Raw genomic sequence first — 13735 nt, forward strand, 5'->3', positions numbered from 1 at the left:
TGCAGGAGGAAGATAAAATGCCACGAAAGTCCGCAACTACCAAAACGGAATCCGTCGAGGAAGAAACAGAAGACCATTCACCTAAGGAAGAAAACGAAGATCAATCTAATGAAGTAAATAACCTTACCCATTGGTTAGCGGCTGTGCTAAATTACCTTTCAGATGATGAAGTCGAAGAAATCGATATTGAATATCTTTTAAATAATACAGAAGGTTTACGTGAATGGTGGGATCAGTACCGAGAAAGCAATCGAAAGTTAATTGAAGAAGAAATTATATCTTCATTAGGTGAATTAACTTTGGAAGAACTTGAAAGCATTCGTGAAAAAGTTAAAAAATAATTAGAAAAGCAAACAACTTTCCGTCTAAGGAACACTTGTTTGCTTTTGTTGCGTATTACTAGCTTGCTTTCATCCAATAAGAGTCTCTTCATAGCCTTATTCAAATGGAGTTTATTTATGTTCAAATTGCATGAGGATTCGATTAAAGGTTTTCCCTTACACGAACACGATAAGACAACATATCTTTCGGTATCCCTTTTATTTCGAAGGAGCCGTCATATACCAGCTGTCTAATTCTGTATTCTATAAAGGCTTCATCTACTTGACATGTTTGATGGTCAATTACTTCACCTATAATACGCGCTACTTGTATAAATGATGAGAATCCTACTTGTCTCTGAAGTTCTCGTGTTACTTGAATGATAAGTGGATCATAATATGATTCTTTTACAGATATTAATTTGTTATTGTCAAAAACACGTAACACTTCTTTCGTTTTTGATAAGGTTTCCCATTCCCTTTGAAGGTTGACTCTTACCTCCTCTGTTAATGGGACATTTCCTTTTGTCTCATAAATAATCTTTAATTTTTCTGGCTGGATTTCCCCAGTATGAACTGCAGGATACCTTTCTTCTTTTGGACTAAAAAGCCTTTGATATTCGGAAGATGTCTGAATAATATAGATATCGTTCAGCTTATTCTGTAATAGATAGAGAAAGTAACGTAGACCCGTTTGTTCATTTGCGTTGTCCGCAGTCCAAATGTTAATCGGGATATTAATTGGTATAGAATCAATTTCGTCTAAAGTCCGCACTATCCGGCTGTTATATTCGTCTTCTAGATAATTCATAGGAATATTAATGTGGTTTACTAACCAATCGAAGCGGTTGTTTTTCCCCTCTTCTTTTTGAAGTTTCCAAAGAGGTCCTCTAGCAAAGTAATCTGGAAAGCCTATTACTTTATGTTCAAAACCTAGGCCAAACCGCAACGTACCTGCTGCTGATTCGCCACAAATAAGATGAATGGCTTCGTAATCTTCCAGCATAATAGGTTCGTCTGAATGAGCGAGAGTGATTTCGCTAAGCAAGTCGTCAATCTCCTTACTCATTTTCTCATGCGAAGGCTTGAATTGTTGAATATCTTTTAATCGTAGTACCGTATGTAATAGTAAGCTTTTTGCTTCATTACTAGTTAGTTTGTCAATTAATTGGATTATGTTCTTCATTATTTCTTCACAATATCATCTTTCAGAGAAGCTACCTTATGTAAAACGACCTCAATATCTGATTCAGCTATATGAAAATGAGCGAGGGCATCATGAAGATGGGTCGCAATCGATTCAAAGTGTGAAGGCTGAATGTTCATGCCTTGATGTGCTTTTGCCATAGACCTACCTGAATAATGAGACGGACCACCTAACGCAAAACTAATAAATTTAGTTTGGTGAACAATTTGTTTTTCTATATCCGTGTGCTTGAAGAAAGCAGCGACAGATTCTTCCTTTAAAACTAATTCATTGTAAAAATAGTCAACTACTTTTGCAATGGCTTCTTCTCCACCAATCTTTTCATATAGAGATTGATCCATATATACACTCCCAACAATTTTATATTTATAGTTTTTCTTGGTTTGTCTCTTTTTCATTTTAAAAGAATATGCCAAACTTTGGCAACACTCTCTATTTATTATTGGTTAATGTGACCAAAGATGAAAGGTTGATCTTCTATTTTTTGAGGTGCAGCCAAGATTGAAAATGAAGAAATGACTTTTAGCAAAAACACAATCATTTCTAAAATGACAAACCGTGATCACAACCTACTTATAAGGAGAGATGTGTATGATGCAAGCAGATCATTTTATTAAACAACGTTTACGTTTACATGATATTCCTACTTATGAAACTGACATTCCTTATATCTTATCTATTATGAATACTATTCATCAACAGCAAGCCTCTCTGTTCCGATTAAACGTTCCAGTGATGGTCTCCCTGAAGGTATGCAACTTATAGGAAATCTTTTAACTGAGAAGTTTGTTTTACAGGTTGGCGCAGCGTGGGAACAGACCAATCCTATTTCATTTGATTTTGATTAATAATATTTCAGTTGTACAAAAAAACCTAACGAATGTTTCGTTAGGTTTATCTATTTACCAACTTGCTTTTTTAAGTTCTGGAATTTGTCCTATATGCGCGAGTGCTCTAAGAAATCCGACAAATCTTAAACTTTTTAAGGACAACTTATTACTTAAAAGGATGTCCTAAACGGTGAAGATTTTGTGCTTTAATTATTATACTCCTTGCGCTGAGTAGCCGGACTCAATACTTGTTCTTGGTCTACTTACTTTATACCATTGCCAGCATAATATAAAAATAATCACCACATCGATAGCATCGCCCCCATAATACATAAGGATAGCCCCTGATTCAGCTTGATTAGCAGGAACCCCATAAGGTGGATTGGCATAAATGAACTTTGATAATATACCATGACCAGCTAGCGCAATCACTAACACAATCGAACGATAAACATAACTCGTTCGATGTGGAGTTGGATCTATGTAAATCATCGAAACAGTAAAAACATACCCTGCTAGAAAGACGTGAAAATGTATAAACAGATGTAGAACCATATGATCGTGCATCGAGGCATATAGATTGGTTGTGTAAAGAAGCCACAAACCACCGATGTTGAGAATAGATGCAACAACTGGATCCGTTATAACACGAACAAACGTACCTTTTAATAATTTCGTAAGTTTTCTAGCTGTGCGTACGTTGAGGGAACGCAATAACACGGTCATTGGTGCTGCAAGGACCATCAGAAGCGGTGCAAGCATACCCAGTAATAAGTGTCCGAACATATGAGCGGTGAAGTCTACATGAGCTCGCTCAGCTAAAGGACCACAAACGGCCATTATTGCACAAACGCTCCCGATAATCCAAAATAGAGTACGATAATGAGGCCACGGAGCGTATTTCCGATTAGAAGTAATCACTGCTATTACATAAACAACTAAGCCAATAAGAAAGGGAATAGCTAAAATAAGTTGAGGAATGATGACAATTACATCTTCATGATGATCATGCATGTTCATTTGAAGCAGCTCCTCCTTCGTCCTTTGATTGGTTGGTTTTTTGAATGAGAAGGGCTCCAATGATAATTAAAATAATGGCACCGATATTCCAAACTAAATCATAGACAATTACATTGTCAACATATCGAATTTGATGCAAACGCATGAGTTTGTGTTGAACGATCCCGTCATATAACTGAAAAACTCCTGCACCTAAGAATACTCCTCCCCACCAACGCTTGAGCCAAACAGCGTTTCTGCGGCGTAAATCTGCAAACATAAACAAACCACCAATGGTTGCAAACCAACTAAAGGCGTGAAATAATCCGTCTGAAATAAGCCCAATATCGGTTGTGGCTCTATCGTAAAAATGATGCCATCTAAGTAATTGGTGAAAAACCATTTCATCAAAAAAAGCTATAAGACCTAGTCCAAATAATATACCTGACCATAGATTTCGTTTAGAATATTTATTTGTAGAATAAAGCTTTGTATCGTTTGTTGCCTTTTCCATAAAAAACTCCTTACGCTTGTTTTTAACAACAGTCAACAGTCTAACCGAAAAGAGCAAATCTAAACGTGGAGGAATTGTAGTGTACGTTAATGACTTTTATATATAAAAAAAGAGACGAAATCACAAACGGATTTCGTCTTGAACTTATTTTATGAATATAATTTAAACTAAATCACAAGCTTCAACAGGCATCCAATGTTCATCTTTGCCATCCCACTTAACATTACACCCGATCGGATTCGTTACTTGCGTTGTAATAGCTTCATTTGCTAGGTGCGCAGATAATGCGTTTTCCAAATCGTTAACGGTCATTTTACTTGTGTCTCTAGGTTGATCCACACCTCTTCCCGTATAGATGAGTTTTCGATTCTCATCAAAAACAAAGAAGTGAGGAGTTCGCAAGGCACCGTACGCTTTAGCAATATCTTGTGTTTCATCATGAAGATAGGTCCAAGGATATTTCTTTTCTTCCATACGTGCGACCATGTGTTCGAATGAGTCATCTGGCTTTGTATTTACACTATTAGAATTAATGGCTACGAAACTTACGCCTTGCTCTTTATATTTATCCGCCGTCTCTCTCGTAATTTCGTCCGATCCAACGACATATGGACAATGATTACATGTGAAAAATACGACGACTACTTTTGAACGTTCAAAATCAGTTAATGAATATGTTTCCCCGTCTGTTGCTTGTAAAGAAAATGCTGGAGCTTGATCTCCTATTTGCAGCGTAAATGCCATTGCTCATTCCCCCATTATCAATATAATTTGACGCTCTCGCATATACATTCAAGAAAAATGAACATTTCCCTTCTAAAGATTGTAAATTAAAAGGAATCAATCATTTTGTAGCTTCTAACTAGTGAGATCACGGTTTCTATAGCTATAAAATCCAACGTAAGTAAGGATAACTGCAACACTAGTTAAAATAGCTAGAATTAGATAATTCATTTCTTCGACCGGTAATTGAGGAATGTGACCATACGGTGAAAATTTTCCCATCCATTCCGGAAATTGAAGCAATCCTCCTAAATAAACAACTAGAAACGAGTAGCCGAGATACAACCATGTGAAGCCCGTATACTGAGGCAATATACCAATAAGAAGGACGCCTAATCCAATCATAATCCACATGGCAGGTAAATAAACCATCAACGATTCAAACATCACCATAAAAGAGATCGGAGTATCCATCACAGCAACAGAAGCTGACCATAATCCGATTAATGCAAGAGCCAACATCGCTGCACCTAGAAGAATAGATATGAGGAAATAACTCCCTAGGACTGTTGATCTTGAAACAGCCCGCGATAGTAAATGTTCAGAACGCCCCTTCTTTTCTTCGCTTTTCAGTTTTAATAAAAACATTAATGTCGGAACTGTGCAGATCATCGCCATTACAGACATTAACATTGTCAAAAACTGTTCCGTTAGCGATAGACCTTCTACAGGTGTTAATAACTGACTCATCATTTCATTACTCTCAAAAAAAGCTTCTAAATCTCCGAAAACGGAACCATAGGAAGCGCCCAGTATATACATTCCAACAGCCCAAGCGATGATACCGGTACGTTGTAGGCGCAGTGCCAGGCCTATTGGACTTTGTAATAGTGGAGTGGCATGCTTTTTTCCCGGCTTTGACGGAATGAAGCCAGATCCCAAATCTCGAATGGTATTCAGATAAAAGGCTAAACCGATAAAAATGATGGCTATACCGAGTGTTAAAGCGATAGGACCCCATTTATCTGTTACAAACACTTCTGTTCTTACAATCCATCCAAGTGGAGAAAACCAGGAAAGAAGTTCGCTGCTCACATCTCCTATTGCTCTTATGAGATAGGCTACACCTAGTACAGTAAAAGAATAGCCAATTGTTGCTCGAGAACTCTCTGAAACTTGAGCGAATAGAGCGGTAATGCCCGAGAAAAAGAAACCGATTGCACCTAAAGTGACTCCGTATAATAACGAGCCTTCTAGATTCATACTTTCTATTTGTAGACTGTATAATCCTAATCCAATCAGAAGAGCTAAGACAACGTTTACGCCAGTCATAACAATTAGAGTTGAACTAATGTTGGTTAATCGTCCAACCGGCAGAGACCTGATTAATTCAGTGCGTCCCTCTTCTTCATCTGTACGAGTATGTCTACTAGCAAGCAGAATATTCATTAGGGCTACAACAATAGCAGTAAATAGCAACATTTGGTGTGCCATCATAGGACCTGCCGTATAGTTGTCTAGACCATAACCTGGCCCAACCATGGCTGTCATAGCCGGATTCCTCATTGTTTCGGCAATAGCCTGTCTTTCCTGATCTGTTTCGTATAAACTGGTGAAAGAAGAAGCCGTTATAATCGTAAGAAGTGTAATAGATAAGAGCCAAATAGGGAGACGGACTCGATCTCTTTTCATGATAAAACGAGTCATGATTCCTGTTTGACTTGTTAATTGAGTCCACATTAAGATTGTCCTCCCTCTCCTATTCCTTGAAGCTCTGTTGGGTCTTCGTAATGACGCATAAATAAGTCTTCTAATGTCGGCGGAGAACTCTCTAGTTTCAGTAATCCAAATTGACTAATGTACTTCATTACAGCATCTAACTCTTCTGAGTCAACCTGAAACGAAAAAGTTGAACCCTTCTCTTCAAGGTCATAAATGCCTTTAATGCTTCCTAAGTTATCTATTGGCTGCTTAGTCTCTATTTGCAGATTTGTTCTAGTTAAATGCCGTAGTTCTTGTAATGTTCCCGTTTCAATCATTTGTCCTTGCCGAATGATTCCTACTCTATCACACAACTTCTCCACTTCTGACAAAATATGACTCGAAAGCAACACACTCTTTCCGGCTACCTTTGCTTCTAACACACAATCTTGGAACACTTTTTCCATTAAGGGATCGAGTCCCGAAGTTGGTTCATCCAGAATGTATAAATCAGCGTCAGATGCAAATGCAGCAACCAAAGCTACCTTTTGGCGATTTCCTTTTGAATAGGTCCGGCATTTTTTACTCGGATCTAACTGAAACTTTTCAATGAATTCATCCCTTCGATTTCTTTGGTTTGATCCTCGTAACTTCATAAATAAATCAATCACTTCTCCGCCGGTTAAGTTAGGCCACAAATTTACATCTCCTGGAACATAGGAAAGATGTTTATGAATCGCGACAGCATCCCGCCAAGCATCTTTACCAAATATTTTGACCTCACCATCTGAAGGTTTCAATATCCCAAGTAGTGTTCGGATCGTTGTTGATTTCCCGGCTCCATTTGGACCGATAAATCCGAATACTTCTCCTCTATTCACATCTAGATTCACGTCATTTAATGCAATGAATTTTCCAAATCGTTTTGTTAGGTTGGTTGTTTGGACCACCTTCATCAAAAAACCTCCTTGTCGGATAAAATATGAAACTTTTGAAATATAAAGCGCTATATAGTTCATAATATAGGTGAATGATCAACCTGGCAAGTGTTTTTGAACTCATTTGTTTGTTTTATTTCATAAATTTTAATAAAATATATATGAGGTGAAAGCAATGGATGGATTTCAACGACGTAGAGAACAGAAAAAACGAAATATACTAGAGGCAGCCTTAACGTTATTTATGGAGTATGGCATTTCAAAAGTGTCTATTTCAGAAATAGCCGAGGAAGCAAATGTGTCTCAAGTAACCATATATAATTATTTTGAAAGCAAACATCGATTAATTCATGATACTTTTATTTATTATGTAGATAAAGCATCAAGTGATTTTGAAAAAATTGTCTATAGCGACATCCCTTTCCCGGAAAAAATCAAGGAGATCATTTTTAATAAGAAAGAAGTTGCTAGACAAATAAATGATGAGTTTTATCAATATCTTATGAAGGAATATTCGACCGAAGGAAATTATATAGAAAAGATTTACGTTCAAAAAGCTGTCCCTTACTTTACTTTTTTGTTTAAAGAAGGAAAGGAACAAGGGTACATTGATTCTAGTTTGTCAGATGAAGCAATTCTTTTTTATGTCCAAATGTTAAAAGACTTTATTCAAAGGGAAGATGTTTATCAAAAAATATTACCGCTTACTGAAGATATAACTAATATCTTTTTTTATGGAATAATGGGAAAACAAAATAATTAATTGAAGAATTCGTACGCACTTTTTAAATGGAGGTGCGTCTCTTTATTAATATGGTCTTCCGTAACCCATTTTTAAATAATAAGCTAATATGATCGAATTGGCCATGTCAGCCTCACTTGAAATTCATAAACTATTATAAGTGTGATAAAAAGGAGTGAGGTTGCAATGGAAAGTATAAGTGATACTTCTACCTTATCCAAACCAATAGTAGGGGTATTAACTAGTAGCAGAAATATAAGACGCTTGCAGCAACAAAAAACAAATGATAAATATTCTCTTCTAACAAAAGCAAATAAAGTTGCAAATACAACACTTTATTTTTTTTGTTATAAAGATATCATTTATCATAACAAAACCATTGTAGGGACGTACTACGACGAAGAAATGAAGAAATGGAAACGAATGATTTTTCCTGTTCCTGATATCCTGTACAATCGAGGGAGCAGAAGTTCTTATAACGTTATGAAGGCAGTCACATCCCTTCACTCAGATGAAATGAAAGTCATTAATAGTGTAGCTGGATTTAGCAAATGGGATGTTTACAAACGTTTAGTTAAGAATAAAAAATTACAGCCTTTTCTCCCACTTACTAAGTTCTTTTCTAATGCTTCTGATATTTCAAAAGAAGACTTTAAAAAAATTATAAAAGAAAAACGCAGAATTTATGTTAAAGCGGTACAGGGATCACGTGGGAAAAAGGTTGTTCGTGTAGAAAAAATACGTAACGGTTATTGCTTTTCCCATTTCAATAATCAGCTTACTAGTGTTCATGCAAAGAATAAAAAAGAGGTATTAACCCTGTTAAAGGATTTTTTTGGCTCTAGAAGTGTGATTGTTCAAGAAGGAATTGATTTACTTGAGTTAGATGAACAATTTATTGATATGAGAGCTGAATTGCAGAGAAATGGTCAAGGCGAATTAGAGGTCGTTGCCATACCAGTTCGAGTAGGACAAAAATCATCACCTATATCTACACATGGGGACAGTTTCACATTTGAAGATTTTTATAAAATCATTCTTTCGTATTCAGAGGAAGAGGTTGTAGAACTTCGTAAGAAACTTGACGACGTATTAAAACTATTTTATAAAGCTCTTGAAAAGGAATATGGTCCTTTTGGGGAATTAGGAATTGATATAGCTTTGGATAAAGATGGTAACATCTGGTATATCGAGTGTAACGCTCAATCAGCTAAAAAATCATTTTTATCCGCATATGATAATGAAACAATTGAACGTTCTTTTCAAAATATATTAGAATATGCAAAGTATTTATATCGAGAAAAAAAAAAGAAAATTCAAACCCTTTAAATCATCAATCTAAATGGTCTGTTATAGTGAATAACATTCTCAGCCCGTTTAATAAGGAAAATAATAAAAAGTTGTGACTTAAGCAGTCACAACTTTTTATTATTTCCCTTTTTTATATCTTTTGATTCTTTGGTAATAACTTTGATTGTCTAACTTTCGAAAATGTGACATCATAGGATCTAAATTTGCTTCGATAATGTAAATATGACCATTCTTATCTACTCCCATATCAAACCCGAAAATACGTTGCTTGCTATAATATTTCGCTAAGCGTTCAGATGCTTTAACAGTAATAGTTTCTAGGGCAGCCTTTAATGTCTGTGGTGATACATTCAAATCCGATCTCTGTACGGCGTCTTCTACATACAAGATTTCACCGCCACTTCTTGCGATATTTGTAACTACATACCCTTTGCCTGCGACTTTTACTACCATTGCGGTAACTGTCCATGGATCATCATAGGTTTTGCGTTGAACGATAACTCTAAAATCAATGATACGGTCATCTATTTGTGCAAGAGATATCCTTTCTTGAATCAGATATGCCTGATCATTCACATGTTGAGAGGCAAATGCAAAAGTTTCTTCTTTGCCCATCGTTAATTTCTTATCCTCAATTTGAATTTCATATTTCTGTGATCCAATCTCTTCAATTTTAATTACTCCTTTGCCCCTGCGTCCATTATTGGGCTTAACAATGATTTGTCCATATTTATTCATAAGCTCCCAGAAAGCTTTCTCACTAAATGTTTTCGTTTCTGGAAGGTGAGGAGCAATAGTACTAATTTTTTTTAGAATTTCATACCTTCTCCATTTTTTTCGATTATACGATGCCAAGTTACTTCCGCCTTTCTAGTTGTTCTTATTAATAAACCTTTCCAATCTATTTTTCACTTCATGTGGTTTTAGCGTTGGTCGTCCTAGTTTTTCTTTTGATCCTTTTGCTATTTTCATATATATAAATGTTAATCCTTTTTCCTCTTTCCACTGATTAATAGCGGATTTCAATTGATCTATAGTGTGAACATATCGTGCAAAAGGATAACCACTAGATGAGGCAATATCTACAAAATGAGTATTATGAGAGACGGTCTTTTGTCCCCCTGTTGAATCATGTGAATTATTATCAAGTAATATATGAAGCATATTGGAAGGTTGATAATACCCATTTGTAGCTAAGCTTCCCATTCTCATTAGTAACGACCCATCACCATCAATTACTACACAATCTAAATCGTTTCTAGACAAAGCTAAACCTAGGCCAAGAGAACTTATACATCCCATTGACCCCACCATATATAAATTATGATCGGCATCCTCAATTTCAAATAACTCACGACCTGTTTTTCCAGTTGTGGCTAATTGAACCGTCTTTTCATCTTTTAGCATGTTAATAGCAGATAGAACTTCGAAGCGTGTTGGCAGTTCATCAGTAGAATGTTCCTCTTCTTTTTTACGAATAATGCTAGTTCGTGATTCTTGCGTTTTTAATGTTTCACCTAGGAAAGTTCCTTTTTTAACAACAAAAAAGAATGATTGACCCTTCTCAATCCATCTATCCGCTTCTTCTAATTGCTGTTTTGCTTTTTCAATATCCTTCGATAAATAACCCCATTTCACTTCCATTAATTCAAGTAGATCTGTCGTGATTTTTCCTGTCAATTCATGTTGGGGTTCATCAGAGATTCCTGGTTCTCCTCTCAGGCTCACAAATCCTAATAAAGGAATCTTAAAAGGGGCATTCAGTGAAACTAACGGGGAAACAGCATTCATTAAGCCTGAATTCTGCATCAAGACAACTGATTTTTTTCCGCCAATCGAGCTTCCAGATGAGATGGCAATCGCGTCCCCCTCATTTGCCGCATGAATATAATTACAATCATTAATGGCATAATTGATTAAACTTTTTAAAAATGAACAAGGTACACCACTAAAAAAATCATATCCTAGTTCTTTTAATTTTTCTCCAAACTCCACAGTGTTTAACATGATGAATCACCTTGTTTATCTCCTCCCTCTGTTAAAGCTTTACTTGCATTTTGTGGGAGATATATTTTTTCCGCCTCTAAAAGCTCATCTGCTCCTTGAAGTCTAAATATTTCACTTACACTAGCAACTTGTTTTTCAATTGAGTTTAAATTTTGAATTCTATATATTTCCTCAGATGTTTTTTGCATGGCAGTAATGGCTGCGCGTACGTTGTGATTTGCCCAGATAGCTAAACTTACTCCTAGTTCTCTAAATCTTTCAGTGGGAACTTGATAATATTTTGTTGGTACAATGACGATTGGGTGTCTATCCCCCCATTCTTTCATAAATACCTCTATTTCATTGCTATCTGCTCTTTTGCTGTGCACGAGTATAGCATCAGCGCCTGCCTTTCTGTACGCCTCAGCTCGTTCTAAGACTGCTTTTAGTCCATGACCTGCAATAAATCCTTCTAGTCTTGCAACTACGTTAAAATCATCATCTGTTTGAGTATCTTTCATTGCTTTTATCTTTCCACTAAACTCCTCAATATCAGCAAGAGGCTGTGTATCACCATTTATAAATGAGTTTGTTTTAGGGAACAATTTATCCTCTATACACACACCAGCTATTTGGCGTTGTTCTAACTTCTTAACTAACCTTCTTGCATTATTGAAGTTGCCATAACCTGTATCTCCATCTAGTAAAATAGGTATGGATGTACCATCGCTCATAAATTCCAATACTTCTAACACTTGAGTCCATGACGCTTCATTATTATCTCTAACTCCCAAACTAGCTGAAATCGATAGACCGCTAGCCCAAATTCCGCTAAAGCCGGTTTCTTCCACTATTTTTGCAGATAAACCGTTATGTGCTTCCATTAGAAACTCTAACTGCGGAGAGTTGAGCAAGGATCGAAGTTGCTTTGTTTTTTTCACTTTTAAACCTCCTCAAAAGGTGCAATAGAATGAATGCAAAGTGGTTTACAATACATTTACATTATTCTATTAAGAAGCAATCAATTTGAAAGGGACATTGGCGCATTTCAAATAAAGTTTTCAATTATTTTCTTAACCCTTATATATGCCGTTTCCGTTTCAAGGAAATGAACATAAATAGTGTTGAGAAGGGAGTGAAATAAAGAAATGGCAACTTCTGATTCAATAATAATCGGGGTTCTTGTAACAAATCGAGTTATTAATAAATTAATGAAAGGCGACCATTCCATGAGAGGTTATGACCGTCTTGTTCAACTATCACGAGCAGCTAAAGTGGCAAATGTGACCCTTTATTTCTTTTCTGCCAAAAATGTCTTCTTCTCAAAAGCTGTAAAAGGGATGGTTATGGACGAACAAGGGGTTTGGGAAAAGAAACTCTTTCCTTTACCTGATGTATTATATGACCGTCTTGCTACCCGAGATACAAAGAGCTTGTCAGAGCAAATAAGACGTGAGTTTGACCGAAAAGGGATAAAAAAAATTAATTCCATTTCCTATTTTAATAAAGGTGACGTTTATACGAGCCTTCTTAAAAATGAAAAAGTTAATAAATACTTGCCAGAATCAAAATGGTTTAGTGATGAAAAAGAATTAATTACCTTTCTAAAACGGCACCCAAAGGTGTATTTAAAAGCTGCTCGTGGTGGAAGAGGACGAAGTGTTTTATGTATAGAGAGTATAGAATCCAATGGATATCAGTATAAATATTTCAGAGATGACCATTTATTTACAGGAGAAGCCTCAGACTTCCATGAATTGTTCACATTTATCCAGCAGTTTTTTAAAGATAGGCCTTTTATCATGCAAAAGGGCATCAACTTATTAAAGATAGAAAATAGCAATATTGATTTTCGTGCCGAGTTACAAAGGAATGGGGAAGGAAATTTAGGAATAACAGGTATTACGGCTCGGACAGGAGTGAAGAATTCTCCTATTACTACTCATTCTTCCGCTTATACTCTTGAACAGTTTTTTGAGAAAGTCTTATATTATCGCCCTGAAGAAATATATTTAATAAAAGATCGATTCCAAACATTCTTATATGACATGTATGAAGCAATCGAAGAAATTTACGGTCCATTTGGAGAAATAGGAATTGATTTCGGTCTAGATACAAATGGGGACATTTGGTTCATTGAACCAAATGCAAAATCTGCAAAAGTTTCCTTATATAAAGCATATGACCAAGAAACGTATTTTCAAGCATTCTTAAACCCTATTGAGTATGCTAAATTTATTATGAAATCAGACCCTGAATAATTAAAAGTATTGTTAATAAAGAACCTATTTTTTTAATGGTTATTTATATTTTATTTTTGTACGCTTTCTAAAAGTGTATTTTATCAATAGCAAACTCCTCTTTAGCAAAAAAACACGTCACATATGACAGAAAATATTCATACGTCAATTTAGAGCACATAAGAGTAAATTACCAATACTTTCACAAATAGCAGTCAATGTCA

Annotated in this window: 15 protein-coding genes; 5 read left to right on the top strand and 10 right to left on the bottom strand. The window is 35.8% G+C overall.

Going from position 1 to position 13735, the window contains the following annotated elements; genetic code table 11:
• Positions 1-17: 17 nt before the first annotated feature.
• Positions 18-341, top strand: a complete 324-nt coding sequence (locus N0O92_RS13245) for a hypothetical protein (protein WP_315615141.1) — start codon at positions 18-20, stop codon at positions 339-341.
• Positions 342-483: 142 nt separating this feature from the next.
• On the opposite strand, the gene N0O92_RS13250 is transcribed toward N0O92_RS13245, so the two are convergent.
• Both N0O92_RS13250 and N0O92_RS13255 read right to left on the bottom strand, forming a co-directional pair.
• A complete protein-coding gene (locus N0O92_RS13250) occupies positions 484-1506 on the bottom strand; it encodes a DUF1835 domain-containing protein (protein ID WP_315615142.1) in 1023 nt (340 codons plus the stop codon).
• Complete coding sequence (locus N0O92_RS13255) at positions 1506-1868, bottom strand: group I truncated hemoglobin (protein WP_315615143.1); 363 nt, start codon at positions 1866-1868, stop codon at positions 1506-1508. The genes N0O92_RS13250 and N0O92_RS13255 overlap by 1 nt, the downstream gene beginning before the upstream one ends.
• A gap of 250 nt (positions 1869-2118) precedes the next feature.
• On the opposite strand from N0O92_RS13255, the gene N0O92_RS13260 reads away from it, so the two are divergent.
• Positions 2119-2292 (top strand): hypothetical protein, encoded by a 174-nt coding sequence (locus N0O92_RS13260; protein WP_315615144.1) that lies wholly within the window; start codon positions 2119-2121, stop codon positions 2290-2292.
• A 278-nt stretch (positions 2293-2570) separates the two neighbouring features.
• Here the strand turns inward: N0O92_RS13260 and N0O92_RS13265 are convergent, their stop codons facing one another.
• From N0O92_RS13265 to N0O92_RS13285, 5 genes are all read right to left on the bottom strand, one after another.
• Entirely contained in the window at positions 2571-3377 is an 807-nt protein-coding gene (locus tag N0O92_RS13265) for a cytochrome c oxidase assembly protein (protein ID WP_396334509.1), read from the bottom strand.
• On the bottom strand, positions 3364-3870 hold the full coding sequence (locus N0O92_RS13270) for a DUF2243 domain-containing protein (RefSeq protein ID WP_315615145.1): 507 nt from the start codon (positions 3868-3870) through the stop codon (positions 3364-3366). The genes N0O92_RS13265 and N0O92_RS13270 overlap by 14 nt, the downstream gene beginning before the upstream one ends.
• Before the next feature lie 162 nt (positions 3871-4032).
• On the bottom strand, positions 4033-4614 hold the full coding sequence (locus tag N0O92_RS13275) for a thioredoxin family protein (RefSeq protein WP_315615146.1): 582 nt from the start codon (positions 4612-4614) through the stop codon (positions 4033-4035).
• Between the two features lie 114 nt (positions 4615-4728).
• The gene (locus tag N0O92_RS13280; protein WP_315615147.1) at positions 4729-6333 is read right to left on the bottom strand and encodes an ABC transporter permease; all 1605 of its coding nucleotides are present in this window, start codon (positions 6331-6333) and stop codon (positions 4729-4731) included.
• On the bottom strand, positions 6333-7250 hold the full coding sequence (locus tag N0O92_RS13285) for an ABC transporter ATP-binding protein (protein WP_315615148.1): 918 nt from the start codon (positions 7248-7250) through the stop codon (positions 6333-6335). Before N0O92_RS13285 ends, N0O92_RS13280 begins: the two co-directional genes overlap by 1 nt.
• 157 nt (positions 7251-7407) lie before the next feature.
• Here N0O92_RS13285 and N0O92_RS13290 point away from each other — a divergent pair, with 157 nt between their 5' ends.
• Positions 7408-7995, top strand: coding sequence for a TetR/AcrR family transcriptional regulator (locus tag N0O92_RS13290; protein ID WP_315615149.1), 588 nt, complete (start codon positions 7408-7410; stop codon positions 7993-7995).
• A gap of 165 nt (positions 7996-8160) precedes the next feature.
• Positions 8161-9303: a YheC/YheD family endospore coat-associated protein gene (locus tag N0O92_RS13295; protein ID WP_315615150.1), complete on the top strand. Its 1143-nt coding sequence runs from the start codon at positions 8161-8163 to the stop codon at positions 9301-9303.
• A 99-nt stretch (positions 9304-9402) separates the two neighbouring features.
• Here the strand turns inward: N0O92_RS13295 and N0O92_RS13300 are convergent, their stop codons facing one another.
• From N0O92_RS13300 to aepX, 3 genes are read right to left on the bottom strand one after another with little or no spacing between them, the layout of a single operon-like run.
• Positions 9403-10140, bottom strand: a complete 738-nt coding sequence (locus N0O92_RS13300; RefSeq protein WP_315615151.1) for a YheC/YheD family protein — start codon at positions 10138-10140, stop codon at positions 9403-9405.
• Positions 10141-10155: 15 nt separating this feature from the next.
• Positions 10156-11292, bottom strand: a complete 1137-nt coding sequence (gene aepY, locus N0O92_RS13305; protein ID WP_315615152.1) for a phosphonopyruvate decarboxylase — start codon at positions 11290-11292, stop codon at positions 10156-10158.
• Entirely contained in the window at positions 11286-12212 is a 927-nt protein-coding gene (gene aepX, locus N0O92_RS13310) for a phosphoenolpyruvate mutase (protein ID WP_315615153.1), read from the bottom strand. Before aepX ends, aepY begins: the two co-directional genes overlap by 7 nt.
• 207 nt (positions 12213-12419) lie before the next feature.
• Here aepX and N0O92_RS13315 point away from each other — a divergent pair, with 207 nt between their 5' ends.
• Entirely contained in the window at positions 12420-13532 is a 1113-nt protein-coding gene (locus tag N0O92_RS13315) for a YheC/YheD family endospore coat-associated protein (RefSeq protein WP_315615154.1), read from the top strand.
• Positions 13533-13735: the final 203 nt, after the last annotated feature.

The organism is Alkalihalobacillus sp. MEB130 (assembly GCF_032335535.1).
Lineage (GTDB): Bacteria > Bacillota > Bacilli > Bacillales > Bacillaceae_D > Halalkalibacter.